We start from the raw sequence: 23,331 nt of genomic DNA, 5'->3' as shown, positions 1-23,331 counted from the left end.
TGTATAACCGCACCGTCAGCCTTGCCCGGGTCCGTCCGGTGGGGGCGGGCGGTCCCTCCCGTGGCCGATGCGGTCGCGCCAGGCGGCGACCCGGTCGACGATCAGTGGGTCGGCGAGGTCGGATTCCGGCACGTCCCCGACCGGTGCGGCGGGCGGCTCCCCGGACGGAGGCGGGGGCCGCGGCGGGCGGGTCGGCATGGTGAGGACCATGGTCAGCCCGCCGCCGGGGGTCTCCTCGGGGGTGAGGTCGCCGTCCATGGCCTCGGCGAGGCCGCAGGCGAGGGCCAGGTCGACGCCGGCCTCGTCGTCCCGGCCGCCGAGGCGCCGGAGCGGCTGGAAGAGGCGGTCGCGGTCGCCGAGCCGGACCCCGGGCCCGCGGTCGATGACGCGGATCTCCAGGCGGTCGCCGAGAGCGCTGGCGGTGACGAGGACGGGTGCGCCCGGCGGGTTGAAACGGACGGCGTTGGCGATGACGTTGGCCAGGACGCGGCGCAGCAGGGCCGGGTCGGCGACCATGTCGGGCAGGCCCTCGGGGATGCGGAGCTCGACGGCCTCCCGGTCGTTCTCGCTGACGGCGCGGGGGACGGCGTCCCCGGCGGCGACCCGGCGCGGGGAGACGTCGAGCGAGCCGGACTGCAGACGGCTCATGTCCAGCAGGTCGTCCACCAGATGGTCGAGCCGGGCCAGGGAGTCGGCGGCCGTGTCGACCGCGTCGTCGCGGCGCTCGCCGGGGGCGGGCGCGCCCGGGCCGCGCAGGCTCTCGACGGCGGCCCTCGCGGACGCCAGGGGGGCGCGCAGGTCGCGGCTGACGGTGGTGAGCAGCGCGGTGCGCATCTCCTCGGCGGCCTCCAGCGGCCGGAGCCTCCGGGCCCGTTCGGCGAGGCGCCGGTGCTGCAGCGCGACGGCGGCCTGGGCGGCGAACGCCTCCAGGACGCGCCGGTCCGAGGCGGGCAGCGTCCGTCCCCGCAGGACGAGCGACAGGGTGCCGTCCTCGACCAGGACGTCGACCTCGCCGGCGTCCGGGCAGGTGCAGGGCTCGCCGCCGGTGCTGGCGACGACGTCCCAGCAGTCCGGGTCGCTGAGGCTGTCGGGGGTCACCGGCGCTTCGGGGTCGCGTTCCAGCAGCGTGACGGTGGTCAGCGCGAACGTCTCGCGGAGCCGTTCGAGGATGCCGCCGAGCGCGTCGTGGGGACGCCCGAGGGCGGTGACCGCGCCGTGCTCTCCGCGCAGGATGTCCCCCGCGAGGGTGGAGAGCACCTCCGCGTCGGCGCGGGCCCCGGCCACCTCTCTGCCGCGGCGGGCGGTGACGTCCACGACCGTGCTGACCGTCACCCCCACCACGACGAAGACGACGAGCTGGAGCAGCCCCTGGGTTCGGTCGACGGTGAACTGCCCGGTCGGCGGGGTGAAGAAGTAGTTCAGCAGCACCGAACCGCCGATGGCGGCGAACAGCGCGGGATACAGCCCGCCCACCAGGGCCACCCCGACCACCGCGGCCTGGAAGAGCAGGATGTCGCTGGCCAGGGGCACCTGCCAGCGCATCTGCACCAGCAGGAGGGTCAGCAGCGGCAGCCCGGCGGCGGCCAGCGCGAACCCGGCGTAGCGGCGGACGGACGGAAGGCCCGCCGCCCGGTGCGCCCTCCAGCGGCGCCCCTGGCCGATCTCCTCGTGGGTGACGAGGTGCACGTCGATGGATCCGGACCGCGCCGTCGTCGTGACGCCGACGCCGGGCGAGAACATCTGCGCGACCTTTCCGCGCCGGGACGCCCCCAGGACGAGCTGGGTGGCGTTGACGCCGCCGGCGAAGTCCAGCAGCGCGTCCGGCACGTTCGCGCCGACGACCTGGTGGTAGCTGCCGCCGAGGCTCTCCACCAGGGCGCGCTGCCGGGTCAGGTTCGCCGGGCTCACGCCGGCCAGCCCGTCGCTGCGCGCGACGTGGACGGCCAGCAGGTCGGCGCCCTTGGTGCGGGCGGCGACGCGGGCGGCGCGGCGGATCAGGGTGTCGCCCTCCGGCCCGCCGGTGAGCGCCACGACGACGCGTTCCCGCGCCTCCCACGTCCCGGCGATGCCGTGGTCGGCGCGGTAGCGGTCGAGCTGGTCGTCGACCTTGTCGGCCAGCCACAGCAGCGCCAGCTCGCGCAGGGCGGTGAGGTTGCCGGGCCGGAAGTAGTTGCCGAGGGCGGCGTCGATCCTCTCGGGCGGGTAGACGTTGCCGTGCGCCATCCTGCGGCGCAGCGCCTCGGGGGTCATGTCGACGAGTTCGACCTGGTCGGCGCGGCGGACGACCTCGTCCGGGACGGTCTCGCGCTGCGGCACGCCGGTGATCTGCTCGACGACGTCGTTCACCGACTCCAGGTGCTGGACGTTGACGTTGGTGACGACGTCGATGCCGGCGTCCAGGATCTGCTCGATGTCCTGCCAGCGCTTGGCGTGGCGGGAGCCGGGCACGTTGGTGTGGGCCAGCTCGTCGATGAGCGCGACCTGCGGGTGCCGGGCGATGACGGCGCCGGTGTCCATCTCGGTGAAGCTCGCGCCGCGGTAGGACACGGCGGCGCGCGGGACGATCTCCAGCCCCTCCAGGAGCGCGGCGGTGCGGGGCCGGCCGTGGGTCTCCACGAAGCCGACGACCACGTCGGTCCCGCGGCCGGCGCGGCGGCCGCCTTCGGCGAGCATCGCGTAGGTCTTGCCCACGCCGGGCGCCGAGCCCAGGTAGACGCGCAACCTGCCGCGTGCCATCACACCTCCAGTCGCCGAGGCCCCTCGCGGGGTCAGCCGCGGACCGGGTACATCCGGTCCAGCGCGATGTTCAGCCTGAGGACGTTCACCCTGGGCTCGCCCATGAAGCCGAGGTCGCGGCCGTCGGTGCTTGCCTGGACCAGCCGCTTCACCTGGCCGGGGGTGACGCCGCGGGCCCGGGCGACCCGGCCGGTCTGGAGGGCGGCGTAGGCGGGCGAGATGTGCGGGTCCAGGCCGCTGCCACTGGCGGTGACCGCGTCGGCCGGGACGGCCGGATCGGCGGGGGCGCCGCCCCTGACGGCGACGACCAGGCCGTCGGCGTAGTTCGCGCCGGGACGGGCCGGTTCCACGGGAACGCCCCTGTAGGCGGCGATGAACGGAGCCTTCACCACGCCCTGCTCCTCGTTCAGGCTGACCACCCGGGTCGGGTGCGGGACGGTGCCGTCGGCCGCGCGGCGCCCGAACACCGCCAGCACCGCGCCGACCCCGCCCGGGGTGCAGAACGGGCGCGCACCGCTGACGCCTTCGAGGGCGCCGACGGCCTTGCTCCGCGAGCAGACCCGGGTGAGCAGGCTCAGCCTGGCACTCTCCCCCGCCGCGGCCGTCTCCGGACCGGGCAGGGTGTCCACGATGTCCTCGGGTCCCAGGTTACTCGCGGCCGTCGAGGTCGGGTCGTATCCGCTCCCGGCCTCCGACGGGCGGCTCTGGAAGTACTGCCTGAGCGGGGTCCCGCCCCTGCCGGTGAACGACTGGCCGATCAGGGCGCTGCCGACCGTCCGGCCGCGCAGCGAGACGGTCGAGCCGCCGGCGCGGCTCTGGAGGCCGGGCGCCTGCGCGACCGCGAAGACGGCGAGCGGGTAGGCGACGCCGCACACGGCCGTCAGCACGAGCAGGGCGCGCAGCGCGGCGAGGTGCTGCCGGACCCAGGTCGGATATGACATGTCACGACATCCCGGGTAGTAGCCGGATGACCAGGTCGATGAGCTTGATCCCGACGAAGGGCGCGACGATGCCGCCGAGCCCGTAGACGCGGAGGTTGCGCGACAGCAGCCTGGACGCGCTGCTCGGCCGGTACCTCACCCCGCGCAGCGCCAGCGGGATCAGCGCGACGATGATCAGGGCGTTGAACACCACGGCCGACAGGATCGCCGACTGCGGGCTGGGCAGACGCATGACGTTGAGCGCGTCCAGGCCCGGGTACAGCCCGGCGAACATCGCCGGGATGATGGCGAAGTACTTGGCGATGTCGTTGGCGATGGAGAACGTGGTCAGCGCCCCCCGCGTGATCAGCAGCTGCTTGCCGATCATCACGATCTCGATCAGCTTGGTCGGGTCGGAGTCGAGATCGACCATGTTCCCGGCCTCCTTGGCGGCGGAGGTGCCGGTGTTCATCGCCACCCCCACGTCGGCCTGGGCGAGCGCCGGGGCGTCGTTGGTGCCGTCCCCCGTCATCGCGACCAGGCGGCCGCCCTCCTGCTCCTTCTTGATCAAGGCGAGCTTGTCCTCGGGCCGGGCCTCGGCGAGGAAGCCGTCCACGCCCGCCTCGTCCGCGATCGCCCTGGCCGTGAGCGGGTTGTCCCCGGTGATCATGACGGTGCGGATGCCCATCCGGCGCATCTCCTCGAACCGCTCCCGCATCCCCGCCTTCACCACATCCTTGAGGTGGATGACGCCGAGGACCCTGGCCGCGCCGTGCGCGACCTCGCCGACGACCAGCGGAGTGCCGCCGGAGGCGGAGATGCCGTCCACGACGCGGCTCAGCTCGGCGGGCACGGTCCCGCCCCGCCGGCGCACCCAGTCGGCGACCGCCCCGGCCGCGCCCTTGCGCAGCATCCTGTCCGGCCCGCGGTCCCCGGGCTCGCCCAGGTCGACGCCGCTCATCCGGGTCTGCGCCGAGAACGGCACCCACCGCGCCTGCGACAGCTCGCCCGGCGAGCGCTCCCGCAGGCCGTACCGCCGCTTGGCGAGCACCACCACCGAGCGGCCCTCGGGCGTCTGGTCCGCGAGGCTGGACAGCTGCGCCGCGTCGGCCAGCTCGTCATCGCCGACGCCCTGGACGGGCAGGAACTCCGCCGCCTCCCGGTTCCCGAGGGTGATGGTGCCGGTCTTGTCCAGCAGCAAAGTGTTGACGTCGCCCGCCGCCTCCACCGCGCGCCCCGACATCGCCAGCACGTTCCTCTGGACCAGCCGGTCCATGCCCGCGATCCCGATCGCCGACAGCAGCGCACCGATCGTCGTCGGGATCAGGCACACCAGCAGCGACACCAGCACGATCCCGGTCACCCCGTTGGCGTTCAGGGCGAGGCTGTCGCCGACTCCGGGGTTGATGGCCCTGGAGAAGATCGCCAGCGGCTGCAGCGTCGCCACCGCCAGAAGGAAGATGACCGTCAGCGCGGTGAGCAGGATGTGCAGGGCGATCTCGTTGGGGGTCTTCTGCCGGCTCGAACCCTCCACCAGCGCGATCATCCGGTCGACGAACGACTCCCCCGGCCGCTGGGTGATCTTCACGACGATGCGGTCCGAGAGCACCCTGGTCCCGCCCGTCACCGCCGAGCGGTCCCCGCCCGACTCCCGGATCACCGGGGCCGACTCCCCCGTGATCGCCGACTCGTCCACGCTCGCGATGCCCTCGACCACGTCCCCGTCACCGGGGACGACCTCCCCCGCCTCGACGACGACATGGTCGCCCTCCCGCAGCCGCGTGGCGGCGACCGCCTCCTCCCCGGCCCGCTCCCGGCCCGGCGTCCAGTCGAGCAGGCGGCGGGCCACGGCGTCGGTCTTCGCCTTGCGCAGCGAGTCGGCCTGCGCCTTGCCGCGGCCCTCGGCCACCGCCTCCGCGAGGTTGGCGAACAGCACCGTGAGCCAGAGCCACACCGCGATCGACCAGGCGAAGACGCTCGGGCGCAGGCCGGCCAGGACCGTGGCGAACACCGCGCCCACCTCGACGATCAGCATGACGGGGTTGTGCCACAGCGTGCGCGGGTCGAGCTTGGCCGCCGCGTCCGGCAGGGATCTCAGCACCTGCTTCGGGTCGAGCAGGCCGCCCCGTGCCCTGCCGCCGCGGCGTTCCGGCGGCCGCGGCGAGGGGCCCGTCGAACGGCGGACCCGCGCGGTCATGCGTGGATGCCTTCGGCGAGCGGTCCCAGCGCCAGCGCGGGCAGGAACGTCAGGGCGACGAGGACGACGGTGACGCCGACGACCAGCCCGACGAACTGCGGCCGGTGCGTGGGCAGCGTGCCCTCCGAGGCGGGGGCGCGGCCCTGCCTCGCCAGCGACCCCGCGAGCGCCAGCACGAAGACCATGGGGAGGAACCGGCCGAGGGCCATGCAGAGCCCCAGCGCCGTGTCGTACCAGAGGGTGCCGGAGGCCAGTCCGGCGAACGCCGAGCCGTTGTTGTTGGACGCCGAGGTGAACGCGTACAGCACCTCCGACAGGCCGTGCGGCCCGGGGTTCAGGATCCCGGCCCTGCCGTCGCCGGTCGCCATCGCCGCTCCCGTGCCGACCAGCACCAGGATCGGGGTGGTCAGGAAGTACAGCGCGGCGAACCTGATCTCCCGCGACCCGATCTTCTTGCCCAGGTACTCGGGCGTGCGGCCCACCATCAGCCCCGCCACGAACACGGTGACGACCGCCAGGATCAGGATCCCGTACAGGCCCGAGCCGACGCCGCCGGGCGCGACCTCGCCCAGCATCATGCCGACCATCGCCATCATGCCGCCGAGACCGGTGTAGGAGTCGTGCGCCGAGTCCGTCGCCCCCGTCGACGTCATCGTCGTGCCGGTGGCGAAAGCCCCGGAGTCCGGCACCCCGAACCGGGTCTCCACGCCCTCCGTCGCGGCGCCGATCGCGGTCGGGACCGTGCCGTGGTGCATGAGCTGGAAGACCTGCAGGAGCACGGCGCTGACGATCGCCAGCGCCGCCATCACCGAGACGAGAGCGTAGCCCTGCCCGTTGTCGCCGACCATCCGGCCGAACGTGCGCGGCAGCGAGAACGCGATGACCAGGAGCAGGAAGACCTCCAGCCAGTTCGTCCAGGCGGTGGGGTTCTCGAACGGGTGGGCGGAGTTGACGGCGTAGAAGCCGCCGCCGTTCGTCCCGAGCAGCTTGATCGCCTCCTGGCTCGCCACCGGCCCGCCCGTCAGCGTCTGGGCGCCGCCCGCGATCGTGCGCACCACGTGGTGCGCCGGATCCCAGAAGTTCTGCACCGCCCCGCCGGCCACCAGGACGAGCGCGGCGAGGAACGCGACGGGCAGCAGGATCCGCAGGGTGCCGCGGAGCAGGTCGACCCAGAAGTTGCCCACGTGGTCGGTCCGCTTGCGGGCGAAGCCCCGCACCAGTGCGACGGCGACGGCCATGCCGACGGCGGCGGACGCGAAGTTCTGCACCGCCAGGCCCGCCATCTGCACCAGGTCGCCCATCGTCGACTCGCCCGCGTACGACTGCCAGTTGGTGTTCGTCACGAAGCTGACCGCCGTGTTCCACGCCTGGCCCGGCCCGACCGGCGGGAACCCCAGGCTCAGCACCAGGTGGTTCTGCAGCCGCTGCAGCCCGTAGAGGAACAGGACGCCGACGGCCGAGAACGCCAGGACGCTGCGCGCGTAGACGGGCCAGGTCTGCTCGGCGTCCGCCGCGACCCCGGTCAGCCGGTAGACGATCCGCTCGACGCGTGCGTGCCGCGTGCCGGTGTAGACGCGGTACATGTAGTCGCCCAGCGGCCGGTACACCGCCGCCAGAGCGAGGACGAGGGAGGCGATGAAGACGGTTCCGGCGGCGGTCGGGCTCATCTAGAAACGCTCCGGGAAGAGCAGGGCGATGATCAGGAAGACGGTCAGCACCGCGGCCAGCACGAGACCGATCGCGTTCTCGGCCGTCACAGCCTCTCCAGTCCCTTCACCACGAGGGCGAGCAGGACGAAGACCGCCACCGTCAGCAGAACGAACACGACGTCGCCCATGGTCGTCTTCCTTCCAGGAGCGCATGAAGCAAAGCGCCCGCTCGGGGAGTTTTGGCGGAACTTGACGGCCTCTTAGCGGCCGGGCCGGATTCAGGGACGGCCGTCCGGGCGGCCCTCGCGGCCGGCGAGGAGGCGCAGGCGGGCGCCGTCCTCGCGTTCGCGCTCCTCCAGGGCGGCCTCGATCTCGGTCAGGGCGGCGCGCAGCCGGGGAAGGCGGCGGCGTTCGATCGCGCGGACGCGCTGCCGCGTGGCGGCCACCTCGGCGTCGACGGCGGCCGCCGCCGCGGTCGCGGCGGCGTGGGCGCAGGCGGCTTCGAGCGCGGCCCGGCAGGCCCGCCGCGCGGGCGCCACCGCGGTGCCGGACGGCGACGGCGCGGGCCGGTCGGGCAGGTCGAAGACGATGCGCCGGGGGTAGGTCACGCCCATGAGGACGGCGTGCTCCACGGTCAGCTCGGCCCGGTCACCGGTCGAGGCCAGGGGCAGCACCCGGCGCCCGCCCAGCAGCGTGGCGCGGTTCAGCAGCCTGTCGGCCTCCCGGCAGCGGCGCTCCCAGTCCTCGCTCGTGGCGCGGGCGAGCCGGTGCAGGCCGTCCTGCTCGTCCCGCAGGATGCCGAGCTTGCGTTCCAGCAGGTCGAGGGCGGCCTCGGCGGCCGCGATGCGCTGGCGGTGCCAGAGGCGTCCCGCGCGTCCTCGCGGCCCCGTGCTCACCGCTCGCGCCCGAGGTGCTCGTCGATCGCCTCGGCGGGCAGCATGGTGAGCTCGCGGCGCGGCAGTGCCGCGAGCGCCCGCCATGCCAGGTCCAGGGTCTCTTCCAGCGGGCGGGCCTCCGCCCTGCCCTGGGAGATGAGGGTCTCCCGGCAGGCGCGCTCGAAGTCGAGGTAGTGGCGGTCGGTGTCGCTGAGGGCGCCGGCCCCGACGAGCTCGCCGAGTTCGCGGGCGCGGCGCGCCCCGGCGAGCGCGGCCGTCGTCTGCGCGGCGACGTCGAGGTGGTCGGCGCGGGTGCGGCCGGGCCCGGCGGCCTTGCGCATGAGCCGCGACAGCGACTCCAGCGCGTCGACGGGCGGGTACACGCCGAGCGCGTGCAGGTCGCCGGACAGGACGATCTGGCCCTCGGTGATGTAGCCCGTGAGGTCGGGCACGGGGTGGGTGATGTCGCCGCCGGGCATGGTCAGCACGGGGACGAGCGTGACCGATCCGGGGCGTCCGCGGACGCGGCCGCAGCGCTCGTAGAGGGAGGCCAGGTCGCTGTAGAGGTAGCCGGGGTAGGCGCGGCGCGCGGGGATCTCGCCGCGGGCGGCCGACACCTCGCGCAGCGCCTCGCAGTAGGACGTCATGTCGCCCATGACGACCAGGACGTGCCGGCCCTCCTGGAAGGCCAGGTGCTCGGCCACGGTCAGCGCGATGCGCGGAGTGACGATCCTCTCGATCACGGGGGCGTCGGCCAGGTTGAGCAGCAGCACCAGCTCGCCGGACGCCGACCGTCCTTCCAGGGTCTCCCGGACGGCGGCGGCGTCGGCGTGGGTCAGGCCCATCGCGGCGAAGACGACGCAGAACGGCTCGTCGCCCGCCGACGCCTGCGCCGCGATCTGGGCGGCCAGCTCCAGGTGCGGGAGGCCCGCGCGGGAGAAGACCGGCAGCTTCTGGCCCCTGGCGAGCGTGGTGAGCGCGTCGATGGCGGAGACGCCGGTCAGCACCGGCTCGGCGGGCGGCTCGCGGTGCACGGGGTTGAGGGGGACCCCGGCGACGGGGGCGGCGGCGCCCAGCACCGGCGGGCCGCCGTCGAGCGGCTGCCCCATCCCGTCGCAGACCCGCCCGAGCCAGGCCGTCCCGACCGGGACGCGCAGCGGCGCGCCGCTGAAGGTGACGCGCATGCCTTCGGTGCTCATGCCGCCCGTTCCCTCCAGCACCTGCACCAGGACCCGGTCGCGCGCGGTGTCCAGCACGAGCCCGTGGCGGTCGTCCTCCGCCGCCTCGCCGTCCGCCGCGTCCCCGTCCCGTCCGACCCGGATGTCGGCGAACTCGTCCCACCCCACGTCCCCGGCGCCCGTGACGACCACGAGCGGTCCGCGCACCCGCGCTATGCCGGTGTAGGACGGTCTCGGCCAGTCGGTCACCGCAGGCCGTCCAGCCTGGCCAGGACCGCGTCCCGGCGGTCGCGGACGTCCGCCGGGGCCGCGGCGTCCTCGCGGGCCCGCACGAGGGGCGAGTAGTCCAGGTCCTCGATCGCCGACACGGCGACGCCTCCGCCGACCAGGTCCTGGCACCGGTCCGCCACGGCGATCACGGCATCGGTCAGCGCGGCGGTGCGCTCGGGGGTGCAGGACGCGTCTGTGGGGCTGAGGGCGCTCTGCTGCAGGACGCCTTCCCGCAGCAGGCGCCCGGCCAGGAGCGTCACCCTTTCGGCGGCGGGCAGGGTGCCGGTGCCGACGAGCTCGGCGAGGGCGGTCAGGCGGTCGGCCTCCGCCAGCAGCCCCGACGTGCGCGCGCGGCGGCGCGCCCACTCGGGGTCCCCGGCGTCGGCGTGGGCGCGGGCCACGGCCGGGACGTCCCGCGCGAAGGATCCCGACCAGGACACCGCGGGGTAGTGCCGCGAGTACGCCAGATCCTTGTCCAGGCTCCAGCGCGCCCGCACGAACCGCTCGGTGTAGGCGGTGACGGGCTCGGTCATGTCGCCGCCCGGCGGGGACACCGCGCCGATGACGGTGACCGACCCCTCGGCGCCGCCGCGCGTCCGGACCCGCCCCGCGCGCTCGTAGAAGGCGGCGAGCGCGGACGGCAGCGCGGCCGGATACCCCTCCTCGCCGGGCAGCTCGCCGGCCCGCGAGGCGAACTCGCGCAGGGCCTCGGCCCAGCGGGAGGTGGAGTCGGCGATGACGACGGCGTCCTTGCCCTGGTCGCGGAAGTACTCGGCCACGGTGACGCCGCTGTGCACGCTCGCCTCGCGGGCCATCATCGGCATGTTGGAGGTGTTGGCGATGACCACGGTGCGGTCGGTGAGCCGGCCACCCGTGCGCGGGTCGTCCAGCTCCGCCAGCTCCTCGAGCACGTCGGCCATCTCGTTCCCGCGCTCGCCGCACCCGACATAGACGATCACGTCGGCGTCGCACCACTTGGCGACCTGCTGGAGCAGCATCGTCTTGCCCGTGCCGAAGCCGCCGGGGACGGCGACCGTCCCGCCGAACGGCACGGGGAAGAGCAGGTCGATGACGCGCTGGCCGGTGTGCAGGGGGGCGCCGGCGTCCAGCCGCTCGGCGTAGGGGCGCGGCCGCCGGATCGGCCAGTGCTCGGCCCGGTCCGCGTCCGCCCGCACGGCGCGGGCCGAGGGGTCGAGCCAGACCCCCGCGCCGCTCAGCGGGCGCAGCAGGCCGTCGAAGACGCCGCCGAGCAGGTGCGCGCCCAGCGGCGCGGACAGGGCGCGGCCGGTCGTGGCGGCGGGCGCGCCGGGAGCGAGGCCGCCGGTGTACTCGTAGGCCTGGACGGTGGCCGCGGCGCCCTCCAGAGCGACGATCTCCCCGGGGAGACGGGCCGGGCCGAGCTCGACCACGTCGTTCATCGCGGCGCCGCGCATCCCGGCGGTCTCCACGAGGGGCCCGTTGACGCGGGTCACCTCGGCGCCCACAGGTCCGCCACCTCCGTCCCGAGGGCCGCCAACGCCCGGTCCGCCAGGGCGCCCGCGGACAGGTCCAGCTCCGCGTCGGGGACGCGGGCGACCAGACCGCCCCCGCCCGCCCGCTCGACCCGCGCGCCGGATCCGAGCAGCGCCCGGGCCCGCGCCGCCAGCGCCGCCCGGTTCGCGGGGGCGTCCGGGCCGTCGAACAGGGCCCGGACCTCGCCGCCGACCCGTCGGCGCAGCTCCTCGTAGGCCCGCCTGCGCGCGCCGAGGACGATCGCCCGGGACTCCGCGCGCGCCCGGGACCGCGCCGCCGCAGCGGCCAGTGCCCCGTCGGCGCGTCCCTCCGCCCGCGCGCCGTCCAGAATCCGGGACGCCTCGGCGCGGGCCTCGTCCACGATGGCGGCGGCGTCGCGCTCGGCACCGGCGACCAGGCGGGCGGCCTCGGCGCGGGCGCCGTCCGCCAGCGCCTCGCGCACCGGGGCGAGCGCGCTCGCGATGCCCTTGCCGCCCGTCACGGCGGCATCACCACGGTCACGACCCCGGGACGCCGGCGGCGCGCGTCCCCCAGGACCGCGGCCGCCGCGGGCGTCAGCACGACCACGGCCGCCCGGTCGCCGAGCGCCTCCCAGGCGGACCGGACCTCGCCGGGGCCGTCCGCCGGGCTGACCAGCGCCCCGGCGAGGCCGTAGCCCTCCACGCGGGCCCGCTCCCCCAGCACGGCGACGCGGCCTGCGGCGGTCATGCCTTCCCGATCAGGATGATGCCGATGATCAGGCCGTAGATGGCGATGCCCTCGGCCAGCCCGACGATGACCATCGCGCGGCCGAACAGCTCGGGACGCTCGCTCAGCGCGGCGAGCGCCGCGGCGCCGGTGTAGGCGACCGCGACGCCCGCGGCGATCGAGGCCCCGGCGACCGCGATCCCCGCGCCCACGAACGGGGCCCAGTTCGCGGCCGCCACCTGCCCGGCCGCCATCACACCCGTGGACACGGAGCGTCCACCTCCTCTGCCGTCATGCGAATGTGCCAGGGCCGGAACGGCCGGCCCTGCGTGGTGAAGAGCCGCGAGAACAGCTCGTAGTACTCCAGCCGGAGCGCCTGCACCCCGGCGACGAGCGCCTCCAGGGCGAACGTCAGCGCCGTCCCCAGGACGAAGACGGCCGCGGCGGCGGCCCGCGCGACGCCGCCGTGGTGCCACAGCGCGGCGGTCCCCGTCCAGACGACCGCGGCCAGCGCGGCGTGCGTCAGGCCGAACGCCGCCAGGCGCGCGAACGACACCACGTTGGCGCCCAGCCGCACGACCAGGTCGAACAGCTCCACGACCGCTTCGACCGCGCCCGTCCCGCCGCCGCCCGCCCTGGCGAGGAAGCCGGCGAGGGCGAGCGCCAGCCCGAGGACCGCGACGGCCGCGCCGGCGAGGGCGGCGGCGGGCCGGTGGAGGTAGCCGCCCGCGGCGAGGGCGCCGATCCCGACGAAGACCGAAGCGCCGGAGATGCCCGAAGGCTCGTACAGCGCTGCGGACCAGCCCCCCTCCCTCCACCGGTTGACGATGCCCAGCGCGTAGGCGCCGGTGAGCAGCACCGCCCCGAGACCCACCGCGGAGACCAGGAGCTCTACCGGGCTGTCGAGCGGCGACAGCCACAGCCGCGGGACGACACGGGTCGGGCCGAAGAACTCCCCGTACAGCACGCCGAAGACCGTGCCGGTGGCGCCCGCGCCCAGCAGGAACGGCCACGCCCGCCGCCAGCGCGCCGGCCGGCGCGGGCGGCCCGCGAGCAGGGCCGCGGCCGCCGCCATCAGCATCAGCCCGTGGCCCGCGTCGCCGAACATGATCCCGAACATCAGGACGTAGGCGGCCCACGCGAGCGGGGTCGGATCGAGGTCGGCGTACGGGACGGGACCGTAGGTCGCCACCAGCGGGACGAGGGAACCGCGCAGGCTCTCCCTGCGGTCCTCCCCCGCCAGCAGGGACGGCGCCTCCACGCCGCGCGGGTGCGGCAGCCGCACCAGGGCGGCGCCGACCTCGGCGAGCCGGGCGGCGAGCGCCGCCTGGGCCGCGCGGGGCGTCCAGCCGACGGCCGCGGCCACCTGTCCCTTGCGGACCGCAGCGGCGGCGCGCTCTCGGAGCCGGGCTTCGCCTTCGAGCAGGTCGGGGCGGTTCCACTCGGCCAGTCGCCGCGGATCGGGAGCCGACGGCAGGACGGCCGGTTCCAGGGCCGCGGCCTCCGCCCGCTGCGGTGAACGTGCCGTGTCGTCGCGTGCGCCCTGCGGGCGGCGTCCCGGATCGAGCTCGACCACCCCGGCGTCCGCCACCCGCGCCAGGGCGTCGCGCAGCGCGTCGGCGGGGGCCACGACCGCGACGCGCGCCATCCGCACCGGCCGCAGGCCCTCAGGCCACCTCATCGTAGGCCTCCACCGGTCCGCCGCCGAGCGCCGCCGTCTCCAGCGCGGCGCGCACCCGCCGGACGTCGGCGGCCATCACGGCCACCGCGCCGACGACCGGGCCGAGGCCGAACGCCGAGCCCCGCAGCAGCGCGCCGCCGTCCTGCTCCAGCCGCCGCCAGCAGCGCGTCTCGGCCTGCCAGAGGTCGGCCGGGTCGTCGATGCCCTCCAGGGCCCAGTGGACGCCCCGGGGCAGCCGATCGGCCATGGCGGGGATGTCGGGCGCCTCCACCGCCGCGCCGCCGAGCAGCCTGCGAGCCCGTACGAGGGCGGCTTCGGGGAGGACCCTGCCGTCGCCGAACCGCTCCCCCGCGACCAGCACGGCCGCCGCCCCCGCCGCCCAGGCGCCGGCGTGCGTACCGAGCCCGGAGACGCGCGAGGCCCACGACAGCCGGAGGAACAGCCTGATGTCGTACGGATCGGCCTCCCCGGGGTCGCCCCAGGGGGTGGCGGCGAGGCGCTCGCGCACCGCCCCCGCGTCCGGGGCGTCCGCCAGCGCCGGCCATGCCGTCGCGAGCGCGCCGAGCGCGTACGGCTCCTCGGCGGGCCGCCCCTCCAGCCGCTGGAGCAGGCCGTCGATCCCGGCGATCTCGAACCATCCGGCCAGGGCCCGCAGGGCGATCACGCCGCGGGGCGGCAGCCAGCCCGCCAGCACGCGCAGATCCCAGAGCAGCGACTCCGCGACCGCGTGCTGCGCCGCGTCCAGCGTCGGCCCGGCGGGAAGCCGCCTCCCGTAGGGGGTCGCCGCCAGGCTCGCGAGCGCCTCGGCGAGGGAGCCCGCCCGCGCGATCGCCCTGACCCGCGCGGGGCCGAGCGCGTTTCGCGCGAGCGCCCGGGCCCGGACCTGGCCCGCGACGTACCCCGCGCTCACGGGGAGGCCCTCGTCTCGTCCAGGAAGCCCGCGACGAACCCCAGGGCGCGGGCCGCCAGTCCGTCCAGCCGAATGGCGGCGACCTCCCGGATCCGCCCGGCTTCGTCTTCCGCGGCGACGCGCATGGCCCGCACTTCGTCCTCGACGGCCCACAGAGCCTGGGCCGCGGCCGAGGCCCGTTCACCGGGCGCCGCGGTCCGCGCCTGCTCCACCAGGCCGGCCGCCTGCTCTCGCGCCGACCTCGTGAGGGTCAGCGCGAGGTCGTGCGCCACCGCCAGGGTGCGCCGCCGCTCCTGCTCCGCTTCCTCCAGCCGGGAGAAGACGGGCTCCAGCTCGTCCTCCACGGGGCGGGGCTCCGAGGGGACGGCGGCCGCGGCGCCCGGTGCTCCGGCAGGGCGGAAGCGCTGGAGAAGGTCGTGGAGTGCCGGCACCGTGCCTCCCCTGGACTCGCCCGCTCGGTCCCTCATCCCCGGTGAAGGCGTCGCGAGCCGACACGGCCGGATGCCCCCTTCGCAGGACGAGTCCCCTCCACACCGGCGCACAAACAGCTATTTTCTGATCACAGGGAGCGACTTTCCCATGGGCGCGCTCAGCCGGGCTTGGAGGCCGCGACGGCGTGCGGCGCGCCGGGGATCCCCCGGGTGCCCCGCAAAGAGGCGCGGTCGGCCATGAACCGGATCACCTCGGCCGGGATGTGCCGACGGCCGGGCATCTGCCCGGCACCGGGAGCGGAGCGCAAGGGAAAAGGGGTTTCGGCCACAGCCGGAACCCCTTCCCGGAGAATGGCGCACCGGCATCGCCGCCGGCGGGGCAGGCCAGTGCCAATGTGGCGCGCGTTTCTGGCGCGCCGCTGTTTCCGCCATCGACTGGAACGCCCGGTAATGCGCGAGCGCCTTCCGAGGGGTCAGGACGGGCCGGCCCCTCAGAAGGCGCTGCCTTCCGCCTCCTCGCCGTCAGCGGAGGAGGGAATGGCGGCGGATCACCGGGAGCCGTTCCCAGAACCGGCCGAGCCCGAGCGTCCTTCCGGCGTCGGCGAGCGCGGCGGCGATCAGCAGGGCGGCGTAGATCCAGTGCATGTCCATGAAGGGATTGGTGTCCGGCCACAGGGACGCCGCCCACAGCATGACGAGCAGGACGGTGCCGCCGATCGCGGCGAGGCGGAGGCAGATCCCGAGGAGCAGCGCGACGCCGAGGCCGCCGAGCCCGAACATGAACAGGGCGTCGACCCACACCTTCCCGGCCATCGCGTGGAAGACCTCCTTGAACGGGCCCTCGGCGTGGCTGAGAAAGCCCTTGGACGGCGAGACGCCGTCCAGCCAGCCCTTCTCCGTGGGTTTGCCGAGGCCGAAGAGCTTGTCGACGAAGGCCCAGAGAAAGGTCCAGCCCAGGAAGAGCCGTCCTGTCGCGAGGGCGTAGCGGGCCGGGTGAACGTTCGCCGCGGGCGGAGAGGGCCGCAGAGATGTCTGTACGGACATGAGGAGTCCTTGGGGCGGAGGGCTATTAATAATTAAGTTTCCTATTCAATGTCCTGCAATGCAAGAGATCTTTCAGACTTTCATTCCCTAGAACCGCGTACTACTCGGTTCACGCCCGATAACGCATTCGATTCGCTTTAACGAACCATTCCAGTGCAGTTCGATAGGCGGCCGCCACCGCGCTCCGGACGGCCGGCGGGCGACGTCGATCCGACCGGGCCGGGCGTCCGTGGTCCCGTCCGGGTCCTCGTACCAGGTCAGCTGCCGGAAGTCGGTCGTCCTGGCGCCCGCCTCCGCGATCTGGCGCCGCAGGGCGCGGGTGCGGGGGCTCCGGTCGGCGTGCACGGCCAGGACGGGGCGGCCCGGCTGCTCGGCGGCCAGGTGGTCGATCATCGCGGCGACCGGGGTGATGCCGATCCCCGCGCTGATCAGGACGAGGGGGTCGCCGTCGTCCTGCTCCACCACGTCGCCCGCGGCGACGTGGTGGAGCAGGAACGTCGAGACGGCGCCGCCGGGTCGCAGGCGGCGTCCTGGTACAGGCGGGCCTCCTCCGCGATCAGCAGCGCCGCGAAGAGCCAGTACACCTCGGACCAGGCCGCGTGCACCTCCGGCGTCACCGCGTCGCCGAGCACCTTGGCGACCGCGTCCATCAGGTGCCGGCCCACGATCGTGTACTGCTCGGGGCGGATGCCGAGCGAGGCGTGCTTGTGCGCGATCCGCGAGAGAATCTGCTGGAAGGGGATGGACGACTCCTCCGTCACCAGGTGCGCGGCGAACATCGCGGCGTAGAACTCGCCGGTGATCGCGGTGCCGTTGGCGGCGACGCCGGGCAGCGTGGCCCGCACGATGGCGGCGTGGTCGGACGAGAGCAACACTGGGTCAGGTGCACGGGTTGATCATTATTTGAATCGGAATCCGAAGTCTGATTCATCCCTGTGGGCATCGCCTCGGAGCCCGCCGCATGGCCATGACGTGCGGCGACGCCGGGAGAGCGGCGGGCGGCCTTCACCAGGAGCCGACCTCTCCGGAGTTTTCGGCCAGGTCCAGAGTGCCGATTCGGACACCCCGACCGGGGTAGGGACCCGCGCGGGAGTCACGGCGGGAGATCGTGGACGAGGATGAGCCTTCTCGGGATGGTCGTCGCGGTGGCGGCAGCGTGCCTCATCGGCCTGGGGTTCGTGGCCCAGCAGCACGCGGCCTTCCAGGAGCCGCTCGGACGGATCCTGCATCCGAGGCTGCTGCTGGACCTGCTGCACAGCCGGCTGTGGCTGGCGGGGATCGCCCTGATGATCGCCGGTCAGCTCGTCTTCGCGTTCGCGCTGGACCTCGCCGGCGTCGCCCAGGCCACGCCGGTGCTGACCGTCAACCTCGTCTTCGCCCTCATCGCCGCGCACGTGATCTACCGGGAGCCGTTCGGCGTCCGGGCGCTGCTGGGATCGCTGATGCTCACCGGCGGGGTCGCGCTGTTCCTCGGCGTCGGGCGGCCGCACGGAGGCGCGCCGCCCGGGACGCTGTCCTTCCGGTGGATGAGCGGAGCGGTCGTGCTGGCCCTCGCCGCGCTCGTCGCGGTGGGAGGAGGCCACCGGGACCTGCGCGTCCGCGCGATGCTGCTCGCCTCGGCCGCCGGACTGCTCTTCGGGCTCCAGGACACCCTGACCCGCAGCGTCGTGCTGCTGTTCGGCGCGGGCGTGGCCGACGCCTTCACGACGTGGCAGCCCTACGGCCTGGTGTTCATCGGAGCGCTCGCACTGCTCTTCGCTCAGAGCGCCTTCGACGCGGCGCCGCTGCGCATCTCGCTGCCCGCCAGCACCGCGGCCGAGCCGCTGACCGCGATCGCGCTGGGTGTCGCGATCTTCGGCGAGAGGATCCGGCTGTCCACCCGCGACCTGGCCCTGGAGGCGCTGGGGCTGGCGGGCATGGTGGCGGGCATCGTCGTCCTCGGCCGGTCGCCGTACCTCGGCAAGCCGGGCGAACTGACGTCCAGGGACGGAGGCGGAGGTCAATGATCGCCGTCATCCTCAGCCTGCTGGGCGGCGCGGCCAACGCCCTGGCGTCGGTGCTCCAGCGCCGGGCCGCCAGGTCCGCGCCCGAGGCCGACGCCTTCAAGCCGTCCCTCATCCTCGACCTGCTGCGGCAGCCGCTCTGGCTCGGCGGGGTGGGCGCGCTCATCGCCGCGTTCGTCTTCCAGGCCGCGGCGCTGTCGATGGCGGGCCTCGCGCTGGTCCAGCCGCTGCTGGCCTCGGAGCTGCCGTTCACCATGATCCTCATCGCCTTGATGCCGCCGCGCGGGCTGCGCCAGGTCCCGTGGACGGGGGTCGCCGTCCTCACCGCGGGCCTGGCGGCGCTGCTCATCGCCGCCTCCCCCAGCGAGGGCCTCGGCACGCCGGGGCCCGGCGAGTGGATCATCGCGACGGCCGCCACGGTGGGATGCGCCGCCGCCCTGGTGGCGGCGGCGTGGTCCATCCGCGGACCGTTCCGCGGCGTGCTCCTGGGCGTGACGACGTCCCTGGGCTTCGCGCTGACGGCCGCGTTCATGAGGACGGCCACGCGCGCGTTCTCCGACGGGGTCGTCGCCGTCCTGACCTCCTGGGAGCTGTACGCGATGGCCGTGGCGGGGGCGGCGAGCCTCTTCCTGCTCCAGAACGCTCTGCAGAGCGGCAGCCTCGTGGCCGTGCAGCCCGCCCTGACGGTCACGGACCCGGCCGCCAGCATCCTGCTGGGCGTCGGCCTCTTCGACGAGAGCATCCGGACCGGTCCGTGGATCGCCGGGGAGGTCCTCGGCATCGCGGCGATCCTGCTCGGCAGCGCCATCATCGCCCGGTCCCCCCTGCTGCACGACGAGCGCGCCGTCACCCCAACGCGGCGCGAATGACGTGATCGGCCCGAGCGGCGTCGAACAGGGCGTCCACCCGGCGTTCCCGGGCCCGGCGCGCCCGCTCGTCCCCGAGCCCGTCCAGCACGTCGAGGAGTTCGGCGGGCGACCGCGCGAGAGCGCTCAGGCCCGCCCGCGCCATCGCCTCGGCGCCGTCACGCCCGTGGCCGGGGATCGGCCGGTAGGAGACGACCGGCAGCCCGCACGCGAACGCCTCCCTGCACGTCTGCCCCGCCGCGTTGTCGACCAGCGCGTACGCGCCCGACATCAGGCCGGGCATGTCGTCCCGCCAGCCGAGGGCGTGCCCGGTCCCGCCCTCGCGGACCCGGGCGAGCAGCCTCCGGTTCCGCCCGCACAGCACGACCGGGAAGTACCGGCCGGACGCCGCGAGCCCGCGGGCCGTCTCGGCCACCCCGCCGATGCCCCAGGCGCCCGCGGAGATCAGCACGATCCGCTCCCCGGGCCGCGCGCCGACCGCGCGCCGCAGCCGTCCGCCGTCGTCCGCCCGCCGGAACCCGGGCCGCACCACGGGGGCGACGCGGGCGACCGGACATCCCGTCCGATCCGCGACCGCGCGGGCCGAGGCCTCGTCCGGGCACAGGTAGCGGTCGTTGCCCGGGTGGACCCACATCCGGTGGGCGGCGAAGTCGGTCACCAGCACGAGCGACGGGACCTCCAGCCGCCCGCGCAGGCGCATCCACCCCGCGGCCTGCGCCGCGACATGGAAGGTCGACACCACCGCGTCCGGCGGCAGCTCCGCCGCCCGACGCTCCAGCCCCCTGGCGATCAGCACCGTGAGCGGCGAGGCGGGCGGCGGGCGCGGCGCCACGAAGAACACCTGGTAGATCCACTCGTACAGCCACGGCGCTCCGCGGAGCATCGCCCCGTACATCCGCCTGAGCCCGTGCCCGAGGCGCAGCGGCACCAGGTCCAGCACGTCGACGACGCACACCTCCACGCCCCACGGCGCGATCCGGCGCGCCAGTTCCCCGGCGACGGCGTCGTGGCCCGCTCCCATGGCGGCCGAGAGGATGAGGACTCGCTTGCCCATACGATCGATCCCCCTGTGAAACTGGTCCCATGTCGCACCTGACGCGGGCTCTCGCCGGGGTCCTCCTGGCGCACGCCCTGCCCGCCGCGACCTGGCTTCCACCCGTCCGCCTCCTGACCCCCCGGCTCGCCGGCCGCGGCGGAGCCCGCCATGTCGCGCTCACCCTGGACGACGGGCCCGACGCGCGCTCCACGCCGCTGTTCCTTGACGAGCTGGCCCGTCTCGACTGCCACGCGACCTTCTTCGTCCTCGGCGCGATGCTCCAGCGCGACCCGTCCCTGGGCCGGCGCATCGTCGCCGAAGGCCACGAGATCGCCGTCCACGGATGGCACCACGGCAACGCCCTGAGGTCCCGCCCCGGCCGCGTCTCGGCCGAGGTGCGCCGCACCGTCCGCCTCATCGAGGACGTCTGCGGCGCCAGCCCCTCCTGGTATCGCCCCCCGTACGGCGTCCTCACCGCCGAGGCCCTCTTCGCGGCCCACCGCGACGGCCTGAAACCCGTCCTGTGGACGGCTTGGGGCAAGGACTGGACGGCCTCCGCGACGCCCCGTTCCGTGCAGGCCACGCTCTCCCCCGGCCTGGAGGGGGGCGCGACGCTCCTCCTGCACGACAGCGACGCCACCTCGGCGCCGGGCGCGTGGAGAGCGTCCCTCGGCGCCCTGCCCGGCGTGGTGGCGACCTGCCGCGCCGGCGGCCTGACCGTCGGCCCGCTGCGCGACCACGAGGTGTACTCCCCGAGCACGTCACCTGGTCACTCATAACCAGACGCCGCCCGTCCATGCTGGCGCGCGGGTCGGGCCCCGCATCGCAACGGCCGGGGAGTGACTATTCCGTTGTGCGGCGGCGAGGCAGTCCTGCCATCCCGTTTCGGGGGTGACCCACCGCTTTCCTGATATCACTGACTGCGACTACAAGGGAGCGGAAGGTGACGATGGCGGAGTTTGACGGAAGAGCCGGTTCGCGAAACGAGGTGCTCTGCCTGGCGGCCGGGGTCGCCGACGTGGTGGCGGAGGGGTTGCGGGGCCTGACCCGGCGCATGTCCGGTCCGGCGGAGGTGCGGCAGGAGCTCCGCGCACGCGGTGAGCTGGCGCTGCGGCGCAACGGCGCGGCTCCGGAGGCGCACATGGAGATCCTGGCCCGTCAGGCCGCCGCACGGCTCCAGGATGGCTGACCTCCGGACCCGCGTCGACCGGGCGCTGGAGGAGTTCGTCGAGGCGGAGGTCGCCGAGCTGCTGGCCCTGGACGGCGAGCTGGCGCCCGTCGCCGACCAGTTGCGCGTCTCGGTCGGCGGGGGCAAGCGGATCCGCCCGGCGTTCTGCTACTGGGGGTGGCGCGCCGCGGGACAGCCCGACACCGACGCCGCCGTGCGCGCGGCGGCGGCGCTGGAGCTGGTGCACGCGGCGGCGATCGTCCACGACGACGTCATCGACCGCAGCCCGATGCGGCGCGGGCGGCCGAGCGCGCACGAGCGGCTCGGCGACGGCCTCGCCATCATGGTCGGCGACCTTCTGGTGGCGTGGGCCGCGCAGCTGTTCCACTCCTCGGGCCTGCCGCGGGCCTTCCTCGGCCGGGCGGTGCCGCTGTGGACGGCGATGGGCCGCGAGCTGGTGGCGGGCGAGTGCCTGGAGATCCTGCGGACCGGGGCGGCGCCCGACGTGGCCCGCTCGCTGACGATCGTGCGGTTCAAGACCGGCTCCTACACCGTCGAGGGGCCCGTGCGGATCGGCGCGGTGCTGGGCGGGGCGGCCGCGCCGACCCTGGACGCGCTGGCCGCCTACGCCCGGCCGCTCGGCGAGGCGTTCCAGCTGCGGGACGACCTGTGGGGCGTGTTCGGCGACCCGCGCCGGACCGGCAAGTCGCCGCTGGACGACCTGGCCGGCCGCAAGCCCACCGCCCTGCTCGCGCTGACCCTGACCGAGGCGTGCGAGCCCGACCGCCGGCGCCTGCGGGACCTGCTGGACGGACCGCTCACCCCGGCCGGCGCCGCCGAGATCCGGGAGATCATGCTCCGCGCCCGGGCGCCGCACCGCGTCCGGCAGATGATCGACGAACGCGCGCACGCCGCGCGCGCGGCGCTCGCCGGCTTCCGGCCCGACGCCGCCGACGCCCTGGCCCAACTGATCAGCGAGGTGACCGCCGATGACTGAGTACACCGACCGGTACATGGACGCCCTGCGGCTGAAGGGCGACCCGCTCGCCGACGCGACCGTCGAAGCGCTGTTCGGCGGCGGGCAGGTGGGCAGGTACAACACCCTCATGCGCTGGTTCACGACCTCCGGCCAAGCGCTTCCCGACGGCCTGCCCGACGCGGCGCGCGACTACCTCGAGGCGACGGCGACCCCGCCGGACTGGGTCGACTGGGGCGTCATGGAGCAGGCGCGGCAGTTCTTCGTCGACAACGACGTGCACGTCTCCACCGCCCTGTCGTTCGCGGCGATGCCGGCCTGCTACGTCGTCCCGCACGTGGCCAGGCTCCTGTCGGCCACGCACTCGCTGGCCTACCCCTCCCGCCGCATGGCCGAGACCGGGCAGTTCACCGTCTACCTCATGCGGCCCGACGCGTTCCAGGCCGGCGGGCGGTTCCTGCCGGCGGCGCAGAAGGTCCGGCTCCTGCACGCCTCCATCCGCCGCCACCTGAGGGAGGAGAACCGCTGGCCCGAGCCCGTCGCGATCTGCCAGGAGGACATGCTCGGCGGGCTGATGATGTTCAGCATCCAGGTCCTGGACGCCCTGCACCGCATGGGGGTCCACATCACCGCCGAAGGCGCGGGCGCCTACTACTACGCCTGGCGCGTCGTCGGCACGATCCTCGGCATCGACCCCGCGACCATCCCCCCGGACCTGGAGGCGGCCCGGGAGTTCTCCGACCGGTACATGGTGCGCCACATGGGCCCCTCCCCCGAGGGGGCGCACCTGACCCGGCAGCTGATCGACATGTACGAGGAGGTCGTCCCCGGGACGCTGCTCGACCCGATCGTGCCCGCGCTCATCCGCTACCTCATCGGCGACACGTCCGCGGACTGGCTCCAGGTCCCCCGCTCGCGGTTCGACTCCTTCATCGGGCTCGCCCCGGCCCTGCTGGGCGCCCTGGAATGGGTCGAGGACCGCGGGCCGTGGGCCGAGCACATCTCCGACCGGCTCGGCCACCTGGTCACCATGCTGGAACTGTCCTCCCTGACGCGCGGGCGCGTCATGCACTACGCCATCCCGCAGGAACTCAAATCCGACTTCGGGGTCCCCTCGAAGAACGCCCGCTGGACACCGCCCGGCCCCGCCCTCTGACCGTGCGCGACCGGCGTCCGGCGTACCGGGGAGGAT

General features: G+C 74.8%; 25 protein-coding genes. 6 read left to right on the top strand and 19 right to left on the bottom strand.

Going from position 1 to position 23,331, the window contains the following annotated elements; genetic code table 11:
- Window positions 1–15: 15 nt before the first annotated feature.
- From AB0C87_RS16050 to AB0C87_RS15965, 18 genes are all read right to left on the bottom strand, one after another.
- On the bottom strand, window positions 16–2,736 hold the full coding sequence (locus AB0C87_RS16050) for a DUF4118 domain-containing protein (RefSeq protein WP_360578143.1): 2,721 nt from the start codon (window positions 2,734–2,736) through the stop codon (window positions 16–18).
- A 32-nt stretch (window positions 2,737–2,768) separates the two neighbouring features.
- Window positions 2,769–3,677 (bottom strand): potassium-transporting ATPase subunit C, encoded by a 909-nt coding sequence (locus AB0C87_RS16045; RefSeq protein WP_360578141.1) that lies wholly within the window; start codon window positions 3,675–3,677, stop codon window positions 2,769–2,771.
- 1 nt (window position 3,678) lies between these two features.
- Entirely contained in the window at window positions 3,679–5,853 is a 2,175-nt protein-coding gene (gene kdpB / locus AB0C87_RS16040; RefSeq protein WP_360578139.1) for a potassium-transporting ATPase subunit KdpB, read from the bottom strand.
- Entirely contained in the window at window positions 5,850–7,520 is a 1,671-nt protein-coding gene (gene kdpA, locus AB0C87_RS16035) for a potassium-transporting ATPase subunit KdpA (protein WP_360578137.1), read from the bottom strand. The genes kdpB and kdpA overlap by 4 nt, the downstream gene beginning before the upstream one ends.
- On the bottom strand, window positions 7,521–7,610 hold the full coding sequence (gene kdpF / locus AB0C87_RS16030; protein ID WP_345181326.1) for a K(+)-transporting ATPase subunit F: 90 nt from the start codon (window positions 7,608–7,610) through the stop codon (window positions 7,521–7,523).
- Window positions 7,611–7,780: 170 nt separating this feature from the next.
- The gene (locus AB0C87_RS16025; RefSeq protein ID WP_360578135.1) at window positions 7,781–8,398 is read right to left on the bottom strand and encodes a V-type ATP synthase subunit D; all 618 of its coding nucleotides are present in this window, start codon (window positions 8,396–8,398) and stop codon (window positions 7,781–7,783) included.
- A complete protein-coding gene (locus AB0C87_RS16020) occupies window positions 8,395–9,804 on the bottom strand; it encodes a V-type ATP synthase subunit B (protein ID WP_345181330.1) in 1,410 nt (469 codons plus the stop codon). Before AB0C87_RS16020 ends, AB0C87_RS16025 begins: the two co-directional genes overlap by 4 nt.
- Window positions 9,801–11,309: a V-type ATP synthase subunit A gene (locus tag AB0C87_RS16015; RefSeq protein WP_345181333.1), complete on the bottom strand. Its 1,509-nt coding sequence runs from the start codon at window positions 11,307–11,309 to the stop codon at window positions 9,801–9,803. The genes AB0C87_RS16020 and AB0C87_RS16015 overlap by 4 nt, the downstream gene beginning before the upstream one ends.
- On the bottom strand, window positions 11,294–11,818 hold the full coding sequence (locus AB0C87_RS16010; RefSeq protein WP_345181336.1) for a hypothetical protein: 525 nt from the start codon (window positions 11,816–11,818) through the stop codon (window positions 11,294–11,296). Before AB0C87_RS16010 ends, AB0C87_RS16015 begins: the two co-directional genes overlap by 16 nt.
- A complete protein-coding gene (locus AB0C87_RS16005; RefSeq protein WP_345181338.1) occupies window positions 11,815–12,045 on the bottom strand; it encodes a hypothetical protein in 231 nt (76 codons plus the stop codon). The genes AB0C87_RS16010 and AB0C87_RS16005 overlap by 4 nt, the downstream gene beginning before the upstream one ends.
- Window positions 12,042–12,293, bottom strand: a complete 252-nt coding sequence (locus tag AB0C87_RS16000) for an ATP synthase subunit C (protein WP_345181340.1) — start codon at window positions 12,291–12,293, stop codon at window positions 12,042–12,044. Before AB0C87_RS16000 ends, AB0C87_RS16005 begins: the two co-directional genes overlap by 4 nt.
- Window positions 12,278–13,705, bottom strand: a complete 1,428-nt coding sequence (locus AB0C87_RS15995; protein ID WP_360578132.1) for a V-type ATPase 116kDa subunit family protein — start codon at window positions 13,703–13,705, stop codon at window positions 12,278–12,280. The genes AB0C87_RS16000 and AB0C87_RS15995 overlap by 16 nt, the downstream gene beginning before the upstream one ends.
- On the bottom strand, window positions 13,692–14,615 hold the full coding sequence (locus tag AB0C87_RS15990; RefSeq protein WP_353833250.1) for a hypothetical protein: 924 nt from the start codon (window positions 14,613–14,615) through the stop codon (window positions 13,692–13,694). The genes AB0C87_RS15995 and AB0C87_RS15990 overlap by 14 nt, the downstream gene beginning before the upstream one ends.
- Complete coding sequence (locus AB0C87_RS15985) at window positions 14,612–15,046, bottom strand: hypothetical protein (protein ID WP_360578129.1); 435 nt, start codon at window positions 15,044–15,046, stop codon at window positions 14,612–14,614. Before AB0C87_RS15985 ends, AB0C87_RS15990 begins: the two co-directional genes overlap by 4 nt.
- Before the next feature lie 158 nt (window positions 15,047–15,204).
- Complete coding sequence (locus AB0C87_RS15980; RefSeq protein ID WP_360578128.1) at window positions 15,205–15,327, bottom strand: hypothetical protein; 123 nt, start codon at window positions 15,325–15,327, stop codon at window positions 15,205–15,207.
- 241 nt (window positions 15,328–15,568) lie between these two features.
- Window positions 15,569–16,090: a DoxX family membrane protein gene (locus tag AB0C87_RS15975; RefSeq protein ID WP_345181354.1), complete on the bottom strand. Its 522-nt coding sequence runs from the start codon at window positions 16,088–16,090 to the stop codon at window positions 15,569–15,571.
- Window positions 16,091–16,177: 87 nt separating this feature from the next.
- Window positions 16,178–16,552 carry a hypothetical protein gene (locus AB0C87_RS15970; protein WP_345181357.1) on the bottom strand — a complete coding sequence of 125 codons (375 nt, stop codon included), beginning with the start codon at window positions 16,550–16,552 and terminating at the stop codon, window positions 16,178–16,180.
- Entirely contained in the window at window positions 16,519–16,965 is a 447-nt protein-coding gene (locus AB0C87_RS15965; protein ID WP_345181359.1) for a globin domain-containing protein, read from the bottom strand. Before AB0C87_RS15965 ends, AB0C87_RS15970 begins: the two co-directional genes overlap by 34 nt.
- 243 nt (window positions 16,966–17,208) lie before the next feature.
- On the opposite strand from AB0C87_RS15965, the gene AB0C87_RS15960 reads away from it, so the two are divergent.
- Window positions 17,209–18,096, top strand: coding sequence for a DMT family transporter (locus AB0C87_RS15960; protein ID WP_345181362.1), 888 nt, complete (start codon window positions 17,209–17,211; stop codon window positions 18,094–18,096).
- Window positions 18,093–18,962 carry a DMT family transporter gene (locus AB0C87_RS15955; RefSeq protein ID WP_345181365.1) on the top strand — a complete coding sequence of 290 codons (870 nt, stop codon included), beginning with the start codon at window positions 18,093–18,095 and terminating at the stop codon, window positions 18,960–18,962. The genes AB0C87_RS15960 and AB0C87_RS15955 overlap by 4 nt, the downstream gene beginning before the upstream one ends.
- Here AB0C87_RS15955 and AB0C87_RS15950 read toward each other — a convergent pair.
- Window positions 18,940–20,013, bottom strand: a complete 1,074-nt coding sequence (locus tag AB0C87_RS15950) for a hypothetical protein (RefSeq protein WP_360578126.1) — start codon at window positions 20,011–20,013, stop codon at window positions 18,940–18,942. The two genes, AB0C87_RS15955 and AB0C87_RS15950, sit on opposite strands and share 23 nt — an antisense overlap.
- Before the next feature lie 29 nt (window positions 20,014–20,042).
- On the opposite strand from AB0C87_RS15950, the gene AB0C87_RS15945 reads away from it, so the two are divergent.
- The 4 genes from AB0C87_RS15945 to AB0C87_RS15930 all read left to right on the top strand — a co-directional run bounded on the left by AB0C87_RS15945 (window position 20,043) and on the right by AB0C87_RS15930 (window position 23,295).
- Window positions 20,043–20,774, top strand: a complete 732-nt coding sequence (locus AB0C87_RS15945) for a polysaccharide deacetylase family protein (protein ID WP_360578125.1) — start codon at window positions 20,043–20,045, stop codon at window positions 20,772–20,774.
- 170 nt (window positions 20,775–20,944) lie between these two features.
- Window positions 20,945–21,184, top strand: a complete 240-nt coding sequence (locus AB0C87_RS15940) for a hypothetical protein (protein WP_360578123.1) — start codon at window positions 20,945–20,947, stop codon at window positions 21,182–21,184.
- A complete protein-coding gene (locus AB0C87_RS15935; RefSeq protein WP_345181376.1) occupies window positions 21,177–22,160 on the top strand; it encodes a polyprenyl synthetase family protein in 984 nt (327 codons plus the stop codon). The genes AB0C87_RS15940 and AB0C87_RS15935 overlap by 8 nt, the downstream gene beginning before the upstream one ends.
- Window positions 22,153–23,295, top strand: coding sequence for an oxygenase MpaB family protein (locus AB0C87_RS15930; protein ID WP_360578121.1), 1,143 nt, complete (start codon window positions 22,153–22,155; stop codon window positions 23,293–23,295). Before AB0C87_RS15935 ends, AB0C87_RS15930 begins: the two co-directional genes overlap by 8 nt.
- The last annotated feature ends 36 nt before the right edge of the window (window positions 23,296–23,331 follow it).

Origin of the sequence: Actinomadura sp. NPDC048021 (assembly GCF_040653135.1) — a bacterium.
Taxonomy (GTDB): domain Bacteria; phylum Actinomycetota; class Actinomycetes; order Streptosporangiales; family Streptosporangiaceae; genus Spirillospora; species Spirillospora verrucosospora.
Note: the sequence above shows the minus strand (reverse complement) of the source record. Positions and strands in the feature narration are given on the sequence as shown.